The following is an 18,151-nucleotide window of genomic DNA, read 5'->3' on the forward strand; positions in this document are numbered from 1 at the left end:
GGAGCTGTGTCCCATGCCAGTCGATTTCATTGCCCTGTCCAATGCAGGCGTTCAACAGCTCAAGCCCTATGAGCCCGGCAAGCCGATCGAGGAACTCGAACGCGAACTGGGTATTACCGATGTCGTCAAACTGGCCAGCAACGAAAGCCCGTTCGGGCCCAGTCCACGAGTGCTGACGGCAGTGCGTAACGCCGCCGAAAGCATGCACCGTTATCCCGACGGTTCCGGCTATCGGCTGAAAGCCGCGCTGGCCGAGCGCCTGGGTGTGCGGGCCGCCCAGATCAGTCTGGGGAACGGTTCCAACGATATTCTGGAGCTGGTTGCCCGTGCCTGGTTGTGCCCCGGCGACGAGACCGTGTTCAGCCAGCATGCCTTTGCCGTGTATCCCCTGGTGACCATGGCCTGCTCGGCCAAGGCCGTGGCAGTGCCTGCGAAGGAATACGGTCATGACCTGGAGGCCATGCTGGCGGCCATTACCGAGCGCACCAAGATCGTTTTCATCGCCAACCCGAACAACCCGACCGGGACCTGGGTCAGTGCGTCGAGCCTGGACCGTTTTCTGGCGCGCGTGCCGGAACATATTCTGGTGGTGCTCGACGAAGCCTATTTCGAGTATGTCGAGGAAACCGCCTACCCGAACGGCCTGAGCCGCCTGCCGGCTTACCCGAATCTGATCGTGACCCGGACCTTCTCCAAGATCTACGGCCTGTCCGGTCTGCGCGTGGGCTATAGCGTGTCCAGCCTGGATATCGCCGAGGTGCTGAACCGGGTGCGCCAACCCTTCAACTGCAACAGCCTGGCACTGATTGCCGCCGAGGCCGCGCTGGATGATCCGGATCACCTGGAGTATTGCCGTGACCTGAACACCTCCGGCCTGGCCCAGGTGGCTGAAGGGCTGGAGCAACTCGGGCTGTCCTACATTCCCTCGGTAGGCAATTTCATTGCCTTTGATTGCGGCCGCGAAGCCATGCCGATTTACGAAGCGTTGCTGCGCGAGGGGGTGATCGTACGTCCCATTGCGGCCTATGGCATGCCTCACCATCTGCGCGTGACCATTGGCCTGCCGGAAGAGAATGAACGCTTTATCGATGCGCTGCGCGAGGTGCTCGGGTGAACAGCCCGCTGTTTCACCGTGTCTGCATTATCGGCCTGGGATTGATCGGCGGCTCACTGGCGGCGGCGCTGCGTGAGCAGAAGCTGGCCACCGAGATCGTTGCGGGCGGGCGCTCGGCGCGCACCCTGGAGCGGGGCCAGGCCCTGGGTCTGATTGATGCCGGATATCAGGATCTGGCGGCGGCGGTGGACGGCGCAGATCTGGTCTTCGTGGCCACGCCGGTGTCGGCCATGGCGGCGACCTTCGCCAGCATCGCCCCGGCCCTCAAGCGCGGCGCCATTGTGACGGACGGTGGCAGCGTCAAGGGAGCAGTGATTCGTGCAGCGCGCCAGCACCTGGGGGCTCGCGTATCGCGCTTTGTGCCCGGCCACCCGATAGCGGGCAAGGAAAAAAGCGGCGTCGAGGCCGCTGACGCCAGCCTGTATCGCCAGCACCGGGTCATCCTCACGCCCACGGACGAGACCGACCCGGCCGCCACCTTGGCCGTGCGCCGCATGTGGACCGCCGTGGGCGCGGAAGTGTTGAGCATGCGCGCCGACCAGCATGACCAGGTGCTGGCGGAAACCAGCCACCTGCCGCACCTGCTGGCCTTCTCGCTGGTGGACACCCTGGCACGACAGGGCGACTCCACCGACATCTTCCGGTATGCTGCCGGCGGTTTTCGCGACTTCACCCGCATCGCCTCCAGCGATCCGGTGATGTGGCACGACATCTTTATGGAAAACCGGGACGCCGTGCTCAGCGCCGCCGACCTGTTTGCCGAGGGGCTGGCCCGTTTCCGCGAGGCCGTGGCCAGCGGCAACAGTGATGCCCTGCTGGGCGTCATGACCCGCGCCAACAGCGCCCGGGCCCGGTTTCTGGCGATGAACGCCCGAACCTCCTACACCCATGCCATTGATGCAGCAGACGAGCAGTCCATGAACGCAGAATCCCGGCGCGAAGGCGCCAGCGTGTCCTTTACCGTGCAACCCGGTGGCCAGCTCAGCGGCCAGGTCCGGGTGCCCGGTGACAAGTCCATTTCCCACCGCAGCATCATGCTCGGCGCGCTGGCCGAAGGTATCACCGAGGTGGAAGGCTTTCTGGAAGGCGAGGACGCCCTGGCCACGTTGCAGGCGTTCCGCGACATGGGCGTGGTCATCGAAGGCCCGCACGCCGGTCGCGTCCGCGTGCATGGCGTGGGCCTGCATGGCCTGCAGGCCCCGGCACGCAGCCTCTACATGGGCAACTCCGGCACCTCCATGCGCCTGCTCATGGGGCTGCTGGCGGGCCAGGCGTTCGATACCGAACTGACCGGTGATGCCTCGCTGTCGAAGCGGCCCATGGAGCGCGTCGCCCGGCCCCTGCGGGACATGGGTGCCAGCATCAGTACCACCGACGCGGGCGGCAAGGGCACACCGCCTGTGCTGGTGCGCGGCGGCAAGCCGCTCAAGGGCATTCATTACGACCTGCCGGTGGCCTCTGCCCAGGTAAAATCCGCCATCCTGCTGGCGGGCCTGTATGCCGACGGCGACACCTCGGTGACCGAACCGGCGCCCACCCGCGACCACACCGAACGCATGCTGACGGGCTTCGGTTATCCGGTACAGCGCGACGGCGCCACGGCACGCCTGAGCGGCGGCGGCCGCCTGACCGCCTGCCAACTGGAAGTGCCCGCCGATATTTCCTCGTCCGCCTTCTTCCTGGTGGGCGCCAGCATCGCCGAAGGCGGCGAACTGCTGCTGCCCCATGTGGGCATCAACCCCACCCGCACCGGGGTGATCGACATCCTGCGCCTGATGGGCGCCGACATCACGCTGGAGAACGAGCGCGATGCCGGTGGTGAGCCGGTGGCCGATATCCGTGTGAAAAGCGCGCCGCTCAAGGGCATCACCATTCCTGAAGCGCTGGTGCCGCTGGCCATCGACGAGTTCCCGGCGCTGTTCGTGGCGGCGGCCTGCGCCGAGGGCGATACCGTGCTGCATGGTGCCGAAGAGCTGCGGGTCAAGGAGTCCGACCGGATTCAGGTGATGGCTGATGGCCTGGCGGCACTGGGCGTGCCCCACGAGGTCTATGATGACGGCATTCGTATCCAGGGGGCAGGGCAGGGCAAGCCCGCCTTTACCGGCGGCGAGATCGAAAGCCACGGTGACCACCGTATTGCCATGAGCTTCGCCATGGCCGCCCTGCGTGCCACGGGCCCCATTCATATCCGCGACTGCGCCAATGTGGCCACCTCCTTCCCCGGCTTTGCCGAACTGGCCGCCCGGGCCGGTCTGCAACTGGCGGTGGAAGACTGATGGCGCCGGTGAACAGCCCCGTTCTGGCCATCGACGGCCCCTCATCGTCCGGCAAGGGCACCGTGGCCCGCATTGTCGCCAGCCGTCTGGGCTGGCACCTGCTGGACTCTGGCGCCCTGTACCGGGTGCTGGGCCTGCATGCCGAGCAGCAGGGCGTCGCCCTGGACGACGAACCCGCCGTGGAAGCCCTGGCCCGGCGCCTGCCGGTGCAGTTCCGCGAGGAAGGCGATGACACCCGGGTCCTGTTGCAAGGCACGGATATCAGCCATGTGATCCGCGATGAGCGGGTCGGGGAGCTGGCCTCCCGTGTGGCGGTGATGCAGCCGGTGCGCGACGCGCTGCTGGCCCGCCAGCAGGCCTTTGCCGAGGCCCCGGGCCTGGTGGCGGACGGCCGCGACATGGGTACGGTGGTATTCCGTGACGCACCGCTCAAGATCTTCCTGACGGCGAGCGCGGAAGAGCGCGCCCGGCGGCGCTATAACCAGTTGAAGGAAAAGGGGTTTGATGCTAACCTCCCCGCCCTTGTTGAGGACATCCGCGCCCGGGATGACCGTGATATGCAGCGCGAGGTGGCGCCCCTGAAGCCCGCCGACGATGCAATCGTCATTGACAGCACCTCGCTGAGCATTGATGACGTGGTCAACCGGATCCTCGATGAAGCCGCCCGTCGTTCCCTCGTTCAGTCGGCTTGAAGTACAGCGGGTGGTTACCCGTGGGCCGCAAATGTAAACCAGCAAGGTCCCCGGATAACCCGACATGAGCTGCCCATGCCTGCTGGTTGGTATGGCCGAAAATCCATGACAGGTATCCACATTATGACCGAAAGTTTTGCTGAACTTTTTGAAGCCAGCTTGCAGGACCTCGACGTTGCCCGCGGTTCCATTATTCGCGGCACCGTAGTCGCTATCGACAGCGACTGGGTTACTGTAAACGCAGGCCTCAAATCCGAGGGCATCATTGCCCGCGAAGAATTCCTCAATGAAGCCGGTGAACTGGAAATCGCCGAAGGCGATGAAGTCGAAGTGGCGGTAGACGCCATCGACGACGGTCTCGGTTTCACCCGTCTGTCCCGCGAAAAAGCGAAGCGCGCCGAAATCTGGACTGATCTCGAAGCCGCCTTCGACAAAGACGAAATCATCAAGGGTCAGATCAGCGGCAAGGTCAAAGGCGGTTTCACCGTCGATATCGGCCTGATCCGCGCCTTCCTGCCAGGCTCTCTGGTCGACATCCGCCCGGTGCGCGATGTGGCCCACCTGGAAGGCAAGGACCTGGACTTCAAGGTCATCAAACTGGATCCCAAGCGCAACAACGTGGTGGTATCACGTCGCGCTGTCATGGAAGCCGAACACTCCGCAGAGCGCGAGCAGCTGCTCGAATCCCTGCAGGAAGGCATGGTCGTCAAGGGTATCGTCAAGAACCTCACCGACTACGGTGCGTTCGTCGACCTGGGCGGCATCGATGGTCTGCTGCACATCACCGACATGGCCTGGAAGCGCATCAAGCATCCGAGCGAAATCGTTGAAGTGGGCCAGGAAATCGAAGTCAAGGTACTCAAGTTCGACCGCGAAAAAATGCGCGTGTCTCTCGGCCTGAAACAGCTGGGCGAAGATCCGTGGCACGATATCGTTGGCAAGTACCCGGAAGGTGCGCGCGTCAAGGCCAAGGTGACCAACCTGACCGATTACGGCTGCTTTGCCGAGATCGAAGAAGGTGTGGAAGGCCTGGTGCACGTGTCCGAAATGGACTGGACCAACAAGAACATCCACCCGTCCAAGGTTGTCAGCATTGGCGACGAAGTCGAGGTGATGATTCTGGATATCGACCAGGAACGTCGTCGTATCTCCCTGGGTATCAAACAGTGCATGTCCAACCCGTGGCAGGCCTTTGAAACCAACTACAACAAGGGCGACCGCATTTCCGGCAAGATCAAGTCGATCACCGACTTCGGTATCTTCATTGGTCTGGAAGGCGGCATCGACGGCCTGGTGCACCTGTCCGACATCTCCTGGGAAGAGCCGGGCGAAGAAGCGGTGCGCAAATTTGCCAAGGGCGACGAGCTGGACACCGTGATTCTGTCGGTGGATGCAGAGCGTGAAAGAATTTCCTTGGGTATCAAGCAGTTGACAGACGATCCGTTTGCTCAGTATGTTGCGACTAACGACAAGAACAGCATCGTTAACGGCAAGGTCACCGCGTCTGATGCCAAGACCGTCACCGTTGAGTTGGCTGAGAACGTCGAAGGCGTGATCAAGGCGAGCGAAATCAGCCGTGATCGTGTTGAAGACGCCAGCGCACTGTTCAAGGCCGGTGACGATGTGGAAGCCAAGATCATTGCGATCGACCGCAAGAACCGCATCATCAGCCTGTCGATTCGTGCCAAGGATATGGCCGATGAGCGCGAGGCACTGGACGACCTGAGCAGCAAGCAGGACGCCCAGGCGCCGAAGACCATCGGTGACCTGATCAAGGCACAAATGGAAGGTAGCGACCAGTAAGGCTGTCCTCCTCGAACCGCACACGCGCAGTGTGCGGTTCGCGGGCAGGAGGCCCAGGGGATAAGAAACATGGCGTTAACCAAGTCTGAACTGATTGAACGGATTGCCGCCCGTCAAACGCAACTCTCTCCCAAAGACGTGGAGCTGGCAGTCAAATCCCTGATTGAAGAAATGGCGGATACGCTGGCCAATGGTGGCCGGATCGAGATTCGCGGTTTCGGCAGTTTTTCCCTGCATTTCCGTGCACCGCGTGTGGGCCGTAACCCGAAAACGGGCGCCTCCGTGGAACTGCATGGCAAGTATGTCCCGCACTTCAAACCTGGCAAGGAATTGCGCGAGCGCGTCAACGTGGCGATGCACGACAATCCCGGCGAACAAGCTGGGGAGGGCGACATCCAGTCCCTGTCCGCACATCCCCGCCAGATTGCGGCATCCTGAGAGCGGATGCCATGCGCTGGCTGCTGAACCTTCTGCTGGTCGCCGTTACCCTGGTGGTATTTCTGGCGGCCATCCTGTTTCTGCTGGGTAACGCCCAGCCCACCGGCGTCGAGCTGCTGCTGACCGACTGGCAACCCGTTGCCCCGCTGGGGCAGTGGCTGCTCGGCTTCCTGCTGGCGGGTCTGCTGCTGGGCCTGATTGCCGGTGCCATCCTGGCCACGGGCTGGCGCCGCCGCTACCCCCGCACATGAACACCTCCCCCTGGCTGCTGCTGGTCCTGTTTGTGGCCATTGCTGCAGGCTTCTTTCTTGGCCGTATGGAAACCCGACGGCGGCGACGCATCCGTCGTCATGGCCCCGGACTGCCGTCGTTCATGTCCCGTGACACGGCTGGCAGCCCCCGCGACCACGCCCTGGAAGCGCTGTTGAGCAGCACCGACACCGACCCCGATACGGTGGACACCCACCTGGCCATGGGCCGCCTGTTCCGCAAACGCGGCGAACTGGAGCGCGCCACCCGCCTGCACCAGCGTATGGCCGACAACCCCGAGCTGCCGGAAACGGTGCGCGAGGACGCGGCGCTGGAGCTGGCCCGCGACTACCTGTCGGCGGGCCTGCTGGATCGTGCCGAGGCGCTGCTGCAACACATGGTCGATCACGGCAGTCGCCATGCGCCGCTGGCCATGCGTCAGTTGATGATGCTGTTCGAGCAGGAGCGCGACTGGCACAGTGCCCTGAGCACTGGCGAGCGCCTGCTGCGCCGTGATGCCAGCGTGGCGCCGGTGCTGGCGCAGTACTGCTGTGAACTGGCCACGCGGCTGGGCGCCCGCGAAGAAAATGCCCGCCGCCGCCTGCTGCATCGTGCCCTGACGTTTGATCCGGGCTGTGCCCGCGCCAGCATCCTTCAGGGCCAGCTCGAGCGGGCTGCAGGCCACCCTGAGCGCGCCTTGCGGGCCTACCGCCGTGTGCGGCGTCAGGCACCGCATCATCTGCCGCTGGTGCTGGATGATCTGGCCGCCTGCTATAGCGACCTGGAACGCGAGGATGAGCTGTTCGATATGCTGCTGGACCTCAGCCTGGCGCATCCGTCCAGTGCACTGCTGCGGCGGCTGGTGCCGTTATTGGTGGCCCGTGGCGGGGAAGGGGAGGCGACTCGCTTTCTGACCAGTTATCTGCAGCAGCACCCGTCACTGGAAGGGCTGGGCGAGTTAGCCACTCTGGCGCTGGGCAGCGAGGGTGCTGCCGAAACGGCGCCCGAGAGCCCCAATGCACAAGCACAGTCACTGCGTTTGCTGCGCGCCCTGACCGAGCGCACAGCGAGCACCGGCTACCAGTGCAGCCAATGCGGCTACCGCGCCACAAAAATGCACTGGCACTGCCCGAGCTGCAAGCATTGGAATACCCTGGCGCCCCGTAGCGCCTGAACGCCCCAACAGATTTCCGGTACACTCCCCCGACTCGAAAACCAGCACAGGATCACCCCATGGCCGCGCCTGACACCCCCCTTATCGTCGCTCTGGATTTCCCCACCGCCGACGCCGCCCTGGCCATGGCGGATCGCCTGGACCCGAGCCGGGTGCGTGCCAAGGTGGGCAAGGAACTGTTTACCCGCAGTGGCCCCGCGATTGTCGAAGCCCTGCACCAGCGCGGTTTCGAGGTGTTCCTGGATCTCAAATTCCACGACATCCCGAACACCGTTGCCGGCGCCCTGAAAAGCGCCGCCGAACTGGGCGTCTGGATGACCAACGTGCATGCCAGCGGTGGCCGCCGCATGCTGGACGCGGCCGCCAACGCCGTGGCCAACAGCCGCCATCGCCCCCTGCTGACCGCCGTGACCGTGCTGACCAGCATGGGCGCCGACGACCTGGCCGATATCGGCGTTACCGACAGCCCGGAACAGCAGGTGCTGCGCCTGGCGCGCCTGGCCCGGGACAGCGGCCTGGATGGCGTGGTCTGTTCCGCCCGCGAGGCGGCCATGCTGCGCGAGGCCTGCGGGCCGACCTTCCGTCTCGTGACACCCGGTATTCGCCCGGCGGGTGCCGATGCGGGTGACCAGACCCGTGTGGTGACGCCGCCAGATGCCATGGCACTGGGCGTCAACGACATGGTGATTGGCCGCCCGATCACCCAGGCGGCCGATCCGGCAGCCGTGGTGGACAGCATCCTGGCGAGCCTGTCTGCCTGAAGGGATGGCAAATCGCTGACACGATGTCACTGCGATCGCCCACAGACAGCCCCGTCACGGCGACCTAACCTTGTTGACACCACATACAACAAGGAGAGTCATATGAGCGGTTCAAAACTCAAGGCACTGTGTCTGGCGCTGCTGATTTCGCTGGCGGCCCCCGGTCTTCAGGCCGAGCCGGCGATCGACGCCCGGCCCATGGTGAATATCAACCAGGCCAGCGCCGACGAGTTGGCCGAAGCCCTGCAGGGTGTCGGCCTGACCCGTGCTGAAGCCATCGTTGCAGATCGCGAGCAGCATGGCAGCTTCGGCAGCGCCGCCGAACTGGCCAGGGTGCCGGGTATCGGTCCGGCCACGGTGGAGCGCAACCGGGCCTGGATTCAGACCGAGTAACGCCATGGATCAGCCCGGGTCTGTACGACAAGTGTAAAAAAGTACGTGAAAACAAGCGCTTTCAGGCCCGGGCTGGCAAACTGCCACTTGACGACCAGTTCACATTTCGGCACCCTTTTCGCGCCATTGACGGTAAGATAACCGGTAAGTTTACAGAGCCCATGGATGCGCCGTGCCCACCACCTTGACGCAAGTCGCAAATCTCGTCCGTTGTTCCGGCGGCCGGGGAACACCGTCTGCACGCCGCCCTCAAAGCCCCCGGCAAACATGGCGGCCTGTGATTTGAACATCCTGTACCACAATATCTTGCTGAAATGGCTTGGCGCGCTGCTGCTGGTGAGCGCTGTGGTGCTTCCCGCCCACGCGGCCCCCTGGCTGGAGCCCGGCGATATCCGGGCGCGCCACAGCGTGCAATGGCTGGCCGACCGTGGCTGCCTGAACATTCCGGCCAACACCTGGCCCATCATGTGGGCCGACATCAGCCCGGCTCTGGCCAATGACGCGCCCGAACACTGCCGCGACAGCCTGGCCTGGCGTTATCTGCGCTTCGAACGCGACTACCACATGACCGATCAACCGCGGATCGCCCTGCGCGCCGCCGGCGCCAGCCGCGAGCCGTGGTTGCGGGATTTCGATGAGGCGCCCCGGGAAAAGGCCGAGATCGGCGTCCGGCTGGAACTGATGACCGACCAACTCGCCTTCGGCCTGGCCCCCGCCTATGTTCGCGATCCCCGTGATGGTGATCGGCTGCGGCTGGACGGTTCCTATCTGGCAGGCACTGCGGGCAACTGGGTGGTGGGTGCCGGGGCCATCGACCGCTGGTGGGGGCCGGGTTGGCACAGCGCCGCCCTGCTGTCCAGCAATGCCCGTCCGGTGCCCGGGGTGTGGCTGAACCGGCGCCGCAGCGACGCGCCGGACTGGATCGGCCTGCGCTGGCTCGGGCCCTGGAACTTTGTTGCCTTTGCCGGGCAACTGGAGTCTGATCGATTTATCAGTGAAGCGAAGCTGGTTGGCGCCCGCTTCAGCTTCCGGCCCTGGCAGTATCTGGAAATCGGCCTGATGCGGACGTTCCTGTGGGGCGGGGAAGGGCAGAGCGAATCCTGGAGTTCATTGCGCAACTGCACCGTCGGACGATCCAATGTTTATGGTGATACGGAAAACCCCTGCGACCAGCTCGCTGGCGGCGATTTCCGTTTGTCGTTGCCGGTGGGCCGTCACACCGTGGGTGTTTATGGCGAGGTCATTGGTGAAGATGAAGCCGGGTTTCTGCCCTCGCAACTGTTCGGTACCTTTGGCCTGGATGCGGCCTCACGTCTGGCGGGCGGCGAGCAGCGCTTCTTTCTGGAATTCACCGACACGGTGGCGGGTGTCTTCTCCAGCGAAGAGCGGCTGTCGGCCTACGAGCACGGCACTTTTCGTACCGGCAATCGCTACAAGGGACGCACGACGGGCTCCACCTGGGAGTCGAATTCGCGCGTACTTTCCCTGGGGGCAAACCAGTTTTTCCGGAACGGGAGTGACATTTCCGTGACCTACAGCAGGGCAGAGCTGAACAGAGTTGATACACTCCGCAGCCGTCCTCCTGAAGCCGGTGTTCCGGTGTTTGATGTGTCCTACGCACAGGATGTGGACATTTATGCCCTGCGTTACCGGCGCCCGTTACTGGGGGGGCGCCTGACGCTGTCGGGGTATCACACCAGCAAAGAGATCGAGACAGAGGCCAGAATCTGGTCGAAAGGGACAGCCATGGCGGCCTGGGAGTTTCGTTTTGACTGACAACCTGATCATCAAGACAGCAGTGATCAAGACAGGGCGTGCCCTGGTGGTGGTGCTGGCACTGGCGGCACTGGGCGCCTGCACCGTGATTCCGGGGTCGCATATTTCCACGTCGGGCAGCAGCCGCTGGTTTGACGACCGCGATCGCGAAACCGTAGAGCCGGACGAAGTCAGGATATTCCCGATTCGCCCCGGACTGGAGGCACTGAGCCCGCGTGAGGTCGAGCCGACCTTGCCGGAAGCGCTGGAACATGCGGATCACTACGATTATGTGGTGGGCCCCGGTGACGTCCTCAATATCACCGTGTGGGATCACCCCGAGCTGACCATTCCTGCCGGGTCCATGCGCAGCCCGTCGGAAGCCGGTAACTGGGTGCATAACGACGGCACCATCTTTTATCCCTATGTCGGGGTGATCGAAGTCGCCGGGCTGCGGGTGACCGAGATCCGTGAAGTGATTACCCGGCGCATTTCTCGCTATATCGAAGACCCCCAGGTGGACGTGACGGTGGCCGCGTTTCGCTCGCAGCGCGTCTATGTGGCGGGCAGCGTGCGTGAACCCGGCGCCTACCCGGTGACCAATGTGCCCATGCGCCTGCTGGATGCCGTGAACGCTGCAGGCGGCGTGACCGAAGAGGCCGACTGGCGCAACGTGATGTTGACCCGCGACGGCCGTGAGTACCGGCTGTCGCTGCGTGAAGTCTATGAGCGCGGTGATGCGCGCTATAACGTGCTGCTGAAAGCGGGCGACGTGGTGCATGTGGCGCGCGCCGATGACAACAAGGTGTTCCTGCTGGGCGAAGTGCGCAACCCGAAATCCCTGATGATGGGGCGTAACGGCCTGACCCTGGCCGAGGCCTTGTCGGAGGCAGGCGGTATCAACGAACTGCAGGCCGATGCCACCGGGGTTTTCGTGATGCGCCGCTCGCCGGATGAAGCAGGGGTGATCGACCTGTTCCAACTGAACGCGAAGGACGCCACCGCGCTGGTGCTGGCCGATGAGTTCGTACTGAATCCGCGCGATATTATCTATGTGACCGCCGCACCGATCGCGCGCTGGAACCGGATCATTTCGCAGATCATGCCGACCATTCAGGGCGTCTATTTTACCGCCCGGGCAGAACGGGAGCTTGATCGCTGATGTTTGAGCGCATCCTCGTGGTTTGCGACGGCAATATCTGCCGCAGCCCCACCGCCGCCGCGATGCTGGCCCGGGATACCGGCAAGCAGGTGTCGTCGGCCGGGCTGGTGGCACTGGTGGACCACGATATGGATGCCACGGCGCGGGCGGTCGCAGAAGAAAACGGCCTGGTCTGCCCGCCGCACCAGGCGCGCAAACTGACCCGCGAGATGTGCCGCGACGCCGACCTGATACTGGTGATGGAAACCCGCCACTGGGATCGCATTGCCGCCATGGCCCCCGAGGTCAGCGGCAAGACCTTCCTGTTGGGCAAGTGGGCGAACGATCAGGACATTCCCGACCCCTACAAGCGCAGTCGGGAAGTCTATGAGCAGGCTTACGAAATGATGGTCGGGGCCGCTGCGGCCTGGGCCCGAAGAATTGTGTGATCGGAGCAAGGCATGACCCAGGACAACAGCTCGCGCAGTGCGGGTGATGACGAAATCGACCTGACCCGGCTCTGGGCTTTGCTGGTGGATCACCGCTGGCAGATTGGCCTGATTGCGGGTATTGCCTGCTTTATGGGGGTGGCCTATGCCTTTATGGCTACGCCGATCTATCGTGCGGACGCCCTGTTGCAGGTGGAAGCGAGGCAGACAGGCATGCCCGTGTTTGGCGAGCTGTCCGAGCTGTTTGCCAACGAGTCGTCGGCGCAGGCGGAAATCGAGATACTGCGTTCGCGCATGGTGCTTGGCGACACGGTACAGGAATTGAAGCTGGACATTCAGGTGGAGCCGGTCATCAATGGCCTGTTTTCGCGTCTGCGCGCGCCGTCACCACAGGACAACCGCCTGTTGTTCGCAGGCTGGGCCGATGCGCAGCGGCAGCTCTGGATTGATCAACTTGTCGTGCCGCAGTGGCTCCTGGGCGAGCCGCTGGTGCTGACCAATCAAGGCGACGGTCGTTTCGAACTGCACCATGAAGGCCGACTTCTGGCCAGCGGCGCCGTGGGAGAAGACGTGCGCGGTGGCGACGACGTGGGCGTGATGGTTCGCCTGAACCAGTTAAACGGTGACGCCGGCGATCAGTATCAGGTGATCAAGCATCGCCCGCTGGCTGCCATCCGTGCCTTGCAGACCAATATCGAAGTGTCCGAGCGCGGCCGCAACACCGGCATTCTGACGGTGGGCATGAGCGGCCCCATACCGGAACGGGTGCAGAAGACCCTGGATGCCGTAGCGCGCAACTACCTGATGCAGAATATTCGCCGCCGGTCCGCTCAGGCGGAGCAGAGCCTGTCGTTCATCGAGGACCAGCTGCCGGACATTCGCGAGACCCTGGATCAGGCTGAGCAGGAGTTGAACAGCTACCGGCTGGAATCCGAGTCGGTGGATATTTCCCTGGAAACTCAATCGCTGCTGGGCCGTGTGGTGGAACTCGAAGCCAGGCTGAACGACCTGCGCTTCAAGGAAAGCGAGGTGTCGCGCCTGTATACCCGTGAACACCCGGCCTACCGCACCCTGGTAGAACAGCGCCAGAGTCTGGAGGAAGAAAAAGAGCGCCTGAACCGCGAAATCCAGAACCTGCCGGAAACCCAGCAGCAGATATTGCGCCTGATGCGCGATGTCGAGCTGAACCAGGAAATCTACGTACAGCTGCTTAATCGCGCTCAGGAACTGCGCATTCTGAAAGCAGGCACCGTTGGCAATGTGCGCATTATCGATGCTGCCGAAGTGCAGCCCTTGCCGATTCGCCCGAAAAAGGGCCTGATCATTGCCCTGTCGACCCTGCTTGGCCTGATGGGCGGCGTGGGCATGGTGCTGGTGCGCGCTGTGTTCAATCGCACTATTGAAAGCCCGGAACAACTGGAGCAGGAAGGCATCGCCGTGTACGCCACCTTGCCGTTGTCCGAAGACCAGCAGAAGAACGAACGCCTGCTGCAGCGTGTCAGCCGCCGCAAGGGCGCGCCGCCGCGTCGGCATCACCTGCTGGCGGAAACCAATCCCGGCGACTTGACCATCGAGGCCCTGCGTAGCCTGCGCACCAGCCTGCATTTCGCCATGATGGAAGCCAGCAACAATGTACTGATGATCTCTGGCCCCAGCCCGGCAGTGGGCAAGTCGTTCATCTCCGCCAATCTGGCCATGGTGCTGGCCCAGATCGGCCAGAAAGTGGTGCTGGTGGATGGCGACCTGCGCAAGGGACATATGCACAAGTACTTCACCGGCGGTGCCGAGAGGGGGCTGTCCAACTATCTGTCGGGCAGTAACACTGAGGAAGAGGTGTTGCGCCACACCGATGTCGAGGGCCTGGATTTCATTTCCCGTGGTGAAGTGCCGCCCAACCCGGCGGAACTGCTGATGCACCCGCGCTTCCGCGCCCTGATGGACAGCCTGAGCAGCCGCTACGACCTGGTGGTGATTGATACCCCGCCTGTGCTGGCGGTGACGGATGCGGCCATCATCGGCCAGGTGGCCGGCACCAGTATGGTGGTGGCCCGTTACGGCCATAACTCGGTGAAGGAAGTGGACCTGACCCTGCGCCGCTTCCAGCAGAACGGTGTGACGGTGAAGGGCTGCATCCTCAACGCCGTGGAGCGCAAGGCCAGCAACGCCTACAGCTACTACGCCTACGAGTATAAGTAGGGCCCGGCGGGTCCCCCAACCACTACCCCTGCAGTACGGACTCTGCTAGATTGAGACGGGTGTCACATAAGGGCCGGGGAACACCCGGCACGAGAGAGCGTCTCAAAAGGCGCCACCCACACCGGGGAATCAAGGAGCGAACCCATGCAGGCCGACACGCGTAGCCGCTGGTTTCTGATACAGAGCAAGCCCAGGCAGGGCTCCCGCGCTGAAGCGCATCTCAACCATCAGGGCTACCAGACCTACTTGCCCCAGATCGCCACGCAAACGCTGCGCAACGGTCGCCGCGAGTACATCACCGAACCGCTGTTCCCCGGCTACCTCTTCATCCGCCTGCGCCCCGGCGCCGACAACTGGCAGCCGATCCGCTCCACCCGCGGCGTGCAGCGTCTGGTGTCCTTCAGCAACACCCCGACCCCCGTGGCCGATGCCATCGTGGACGGCATCCGTGAACGTCTTGCCACACAGGCCGACGCCGACGGCGATCCGCTGTTTCGGCCCGGTCAGACCTTGCGCCTGCAGGGGGGTGGATTCGAAGATGTCGAAGCCATCTTCGAGCGCTTCGACGGCGAGCAGCGCGTGATGGTGCTGATGAACATCATGAACCGCCGCCAGCGCGTACGTGTACCCCTGAGTCATGTTGCCTGCCTGGCCTGACGCTATAATGAATAATGAAAAAAATACTGATTACCGGCGGCTGTGGCTTTGTCGGCAGCGCCCTGATTCGCTGGTTGCTGGCCCACACCGAAGCCCGGATCACCAATCTCGATGCCCTGACCTATGCGGCCCAACCGGCAGCCCTGGCGGACCACGACGGGTCAGACCGCTACCGCTTTGTGCAGGGCGACCTCACTGACGCACCGCTGCTTGGCCGCCTGCTGGCCGAGACGCAGCCGGAGGCGCTGATCCACCTGGCCGCAGAAACCCACGTCGACCGCTCCATCGATGGCCCTGCTGCCTTCATGCACAGCAACCTGCAGGGCACCTTCACCTTGCTGGAGGCCACACGGCAGTGGCTGGCGTCGCAGAGCCGGGCGGCCCGGGCAGGCTTCCGTTTGCTGCAGGTGTCCACCGATGAAGTGTACGGCGATCGCGGCGAGCACGGCGCCCCTGCCCACGAAGAAGCCCCCTGGCGCACCAGTTCCCCCTATGCCGCCAGCAAGGCCGGGGCTGACCACCTGGCCGACGCCTGGTACCGCACCTGGGGCCTGCCGGTGATGGTGTCCCACAGCAGCAACAACTACGGTCCCTGGCAATACCCGGAAAAACTCATCCCGGTGGTGATTCGCCAGGCCCTGGCCGGCCAGCCCATCCCGCTGTATGGCGATGGCCAGCAGGTGCGCGACTGGCTGCATGTGGACGACCATGCCCGTGCCCTCTGGTGCCTGTTGCAACAGGGCGAACCCGGCCAGCACTACAACATCAGCGCGCAGGCCCCCCTGGCCAATGCTGACCTGGTGCAGCGCCTGTGTGCGCTGCTCGACCAGGCCAGCCCGCAGACCGCCCCGCCCGGCGGCCATGCCAGCCTGATACTGCCCGTGGCAGATCGGCCCGGCCACGACCGACGCTATGCCATCACCAGCGACCGCATCCAGGCCCTGGGCTGGCAGCCGCACGTGCCGCTACAGCAGGGGCTGAAGGACACGGTGGCGTTCTATCTCGCCTACTTCCGGGGAGTGCCATCGCATGCCCGCTCCTGACAGAAGGCCCGCGCGCAAAGGCTTGTTGCTGGCGGGCGGCGCGGGCACGCGCCTGCACCCGATCACCCGCGGCGTGTCCAAGCAACTGCTGCCGATTTATGACAAGCCCATGGTCTATTACCCGTTGTCGGTGCTGATGCTGGCAGGGATTCGCGAGGTGCTGGTGGTGACCACACCGGATGATCTGCCGGCGTACCAGCGGCTGCTGGGGGAGGGCGAGGATTTCGGTATCCGTATCGCGTATCAGGTGCAGGCCTCGCCCGGCGGGTTGGCGGAAGCCATTGTGCTGGGTGCCGACTTTATCGGTGATGCCAGCGTGTGCCTGGTGTTGGGCGACAACATCTTTTACGGCCAGGGCTTTACCCCGGTGCTGCAGGCTGCCGATGCCTGCCGTGATGGCGCCACGGTCTTTGCGTATCCGGTAAAAGACCCGCAGCGCTTCGGCGTGGTGGCCTTTGATGCAGAGGGCAAAGTGATCTCACTGGCGGAAAAACCCGCCCGTCCCAGCTCACCCTATGCCGTGACCGGACTGTATTTTTTTGACAATGAGGTGGTGTCCATCGCCGCGGGCGTGCAGCCCTCTGCCCGCGGCGAAAAGGAAATCATCGACGTGCTGGAAATCTACCGCCAGCGAGGGCGCTTGCGCACCGAACTGCTCGGCCGCGGCTTCGCCTGGCTGGACACCGGCACCCCGGAAAGCCTGCTGGAAGCCGGTATGTTCGTGCAGACCCTGGAACGGCGTCAGGGCCTGAAAATTGCCTGCCTGGAAGAAATCGCCTGGCACGCCGGCTGGCTCAGTGACGACGCTCTGCGCCAGCGCGGCGAAGCGCTGGCCAACACCACTTATGGCGATTACCTGCTGGGGCTGCTGCCATGACGATCCCCTTCAACCGCCCGCTGTGCCTGGGCACCGAGGCCGCTGCGGTGGCTGACACGCTGGCCAGCGGCGAACTGGCTGGCGGCGGCCTGCGCACACGCGCCTGCGAGGCCTGGTTTCGTGCTCATACCGGCGCCCCGTTGGCTTTGATGACGCCCTCCTGCACCCAGGCGCTGGAACTGGCGGCACTGGTGGCCGATATCCGCCCCGGCGACGAAGTGATTCTGCCCAGCTGGACTTTTGTCAGCACGGCCAGTGCCTTCGTGTTGCGTGGCGCCATCCCGGTGTTCGTGGACATTTGCCCGCGCACGGGCAACATTGATCCGTTGCAGATCGAGGCCGCCATCACCGACCGCACCCGTGCCATCGTGCCCGTGCACTATGCCGGTGTGTCCTGCGACATGGACATGATCATGGCGATCGCCAACCGCCACGAGCTGCTGGTGATCGAAGACGCCGCTCAGGGCGTCATGGCGCGCTGGCGCGAGCGCCCCCTCGGCAGTATCGGTCACCTGGGCGCCTACAGCTTTCATGCCACCAAGAACTACACCAGCGGCGGCGAAGGCGGCTTGCTGCTGGTCAATGACGAACGTTTTGCCGCCCGCGCCGAAATCCTGCGCGAGAAAGGCACCGACCGGCGCGCCTTCCAGCGCGGTGACGTGCAGCGCTACACCTGGCAGGCCACCGGCAGCAGCTACCTGCCCAGCGAAGTGCAGGCCGCCTGCCTGTGGGCCCAACTGCAACAGGCCGAACCCGTGAACCGCCGCCGCCGTGCCCTGTGGGAGGCCTACACTGCGGCGCTGACCGGCGTGCCTGGCCTCACCCTGTTGAAGCCACCTGCAGAGGCCGAGCACAACGGTCACCTGTTTGCTGTGCGCCTGCCGGATGCCACGATCCGCGAACAGGTCAGGCAAAGCCTGGCCGACGCAGGCGTGGCCGCCCACACCCACTACGTGCCCCTGCACAGCGCCCCGGCAGGGCAAAAGTTCGGGCGTAGCGCGGGTGAGCTGGCGCATACGCAAGCCGTGGCGGAAACGTTATTGCGTCTGCCGCTGCATTACGCCCTGAGCGATGCGGAACAAGCGCAAGTGATTGAAGCCACTTGCCGCGCGGTTAAAGTTGCCTTGAACTGA

Annotated in this window: 17 protein-coding genes; all 17 read left to right on the forward strand. The window is 63.9% G+C overall.

The features are described 5' to 3' along the window. The first annotated feature begins 13 nt into the window (after positions 1–13). Positions 14–1,114, forward strand: coding sequence for a histidinol-phosphate transaminase (gene hisC, locus DKW65_RS05600; protein ID WP_111656331.1), 1,101 nt, complete (start codon positions 14–16; stop codon positions 1,112–1,114). Beyond that, positions 1,111–3,390, forward strand: coding sequence for a bifunctional prephenate dehydrogenase/3-phosphoshikimate 1-carboxyvinyltransferase (locus DKW65_RS05605; protein WP_111656332.1), 2,280 nt, complete (start codon positions 1,111–1,113; stop codon positions 3,388–3,390). Before hisC ends, DKW65_RS05605 begins: the two co-directional genes overlap by 4 nt. Beyond that, on the forward strand, positions 3,390–4,082 hold the full coding sequence (gene cmk, locus DKW65_RS05610; protein WP_111656333.1) for a (d)CMP kinase: 693 nt from the start codon (positions 3,390–3,392) through the stop codon (positions 4,080–4,082). The genes DKW65_RS05605 and cmk overlap by 1 nt, the downstream gene beginning before the upstream one ends. Positions 4,083–4,205: 123 nt before the next feature. Beyond that, positions 4,206–5,885, forward strand: coding sequence for a 30S ribosomal protein S1 (rpsA, locus tag DKW65_RS05615; protein ID WP_111656334.1), 1,680 nt, complete (start codon positions 4,206–4,208; stop codon positions 5,883–5,885). A gap of 69 nt (positions 5,886–5,954) precedes the next feature. Beyond that, a complete protein-coding gene (ihfB, locus tag DKW65_RS05620) occupies positions 5,955–6,323 on the forward strand; it encodes an integration host factor subunit beta (protein WP_111656335.1) in 369 nt (122 codons plus the stop codon). Between the two features lie 11 nt (positions 6,324–6,334). Next, entirely contained in the window at positions 6,335–6,574 is a 240-nt protein-coding gene (locus tag DKW65_RS05625; protein WP_111656336.1) for a hypothetical protein, read from the forward strand. After that, complete coding sequence (locus tag DKW65_RS05630; RefSeq protein ID WP_111656337.1) at positions 6,571–7,746, forward strand: lipopolysaccharide assembly protein LapB; 1,176 nt, start codon at positions 6,571–6,573, stop codon at positions 7,744–7,746. The genes DKW65_RS05625 and DKW65_RS05630 overlap by 4 nt, the downstream gene beginning before the upstream one ends. Before the next feature lie 59 nt (positions 7,747–7,805). Beyond that, entirely contained in the window at positions 7,806–8,507 is a 702-nt protein-coding gene (gene pyrF, locus DKW65_RS05635) for an orotidine-5'-phosphate decarboxylase (RefSeq protein ID WP_111656338.1), read from the forward strand. Positions 8,508–8,609: 102 nt separating this feature from the next. After that, positions 8,610–8,900 carry a ComEA family DNA-binding protein gene (locus DKW65_RS05640; RefSeq protein ID WP_111656339.1) on the forward strand — a complete coding sequence of 97 codons (291 nt, stop codon included), beginning with the start codon at positions 8,610–8,612 and terminating at the stop codon, positions 8,898–8,900. Positions 8,901–9,182: 282 nt separating this feature from the next. Continuing rightward, positions 9,183–10,676 (forward strand): capsule assembly Wzi family protein, encoded by a 1,494-nt coding sequence (locus tag DKW65_RS05645; protein ID WP_162925730.1) that lies wholly within the window; start codon positions 9,183–9,185, stop codon positions 10,674–10,676. A gap of 22 nt (positions 10,677–10,698) precedes the next feature. Beyond that, positions 10,699–11,817: a polysaccharide export protein gene (locus DKW65_RS05650; protein ID WP_111657537.1), complete on the forward strand. Its 1,119-nt coding sequence runs from the start codon at positions 10,699–10,701 to the stop codon at positions 11,815–11,817. Further along, entirely contained in the window at positions 11,817–12,245 is a 429-nt protein-coding gene (locus DKW65_RS05655) for a low molecular weight protein-tyrosine-phosphatase (RefSeq protein ID WP_111656341.1), read from the forward strand. The genes DKW65_RS05650 and DKW65_RS05655 overlap by 1 nt, the downstream gene beginning before the upstream one ends. 12 nt (positions 12,246–12,257) lie before the next feature. Then, entirely contained in the window at positions 12,258–14,441 is a 2,184-nt protein-coding gene (locus DKW65_RS05660) for a polysaccharide biosynthesis tyrosine autokinase (protein ID WP_111656342.1), read from the forward strand. Between the two features lie 144 nt (positions 14,442–14,585). Then, entirely contained in the window at positions 14,586–15,098 is a 513-nt protein-coding gene (rfaH, locus tag DKW65_RS05665; RefSeq protein ID WP_111656343.1) for a transcription/translation regulatory transformer protein RfaH, read from the forward strand. A 14-nt stretch (positions 15,099–15,112) separates the two neighbouring features. After that, positions 15,113–16,141 carry a dTDP-glucose 4,6-dehydratase gene (rfbB, locus tag DKW65_RS05670; protein ID WP_111656344.1) on the forward strand — a complete coding sequence of 343 codons (1,029 nt, stop codon included), beginning with the start codon at positions 15,113–15,115 and terminating at the stop codon, positions 16,139–16,141. After that, the gene (rfbA, locus tag DKW65_RS05675) at positions 16,128–17,018 is read left to right on the forward strand and encodes a glucose-1-phosphate thymidylyltransferase RfbA (RefSeq protein WP_111656345.1); all 891 of its coding nucleotides are present in this window, start codon (positions 16,128–16,130) and stop codon (positions 17,016–17,018) included. The genes rfbB and rfbA overlap by 14 nt, the downstream gene beginning before the upstream one ends. Continuing rightward, positions 17,015–18,151: a dTDP-4-amino-4,6-dideoxygalactose transaminase gene (gene rffA / locus DKW65_RS05680; protein WP_111656346.1), complete on the forward strand. Its 1,137-nt coding sequence runs from the start codon at positions 17,015–17,017 to the stop codon at positions 18,149–18,151. Before rfbA ends, rffA begins: the two co-directional genes overlap by 4 nt.

The organism is Isoalcanivorax indicus (assembly GCF_003259185.1).
GTDB classification, from domain to species: domain Bacteria; phylum Pseudomonadota; class Gammaproteobacteria; order Pseudomonadales; family Alcanivoracaceae; genus Isoalcanivorax; species Isoalcanivorax indicus.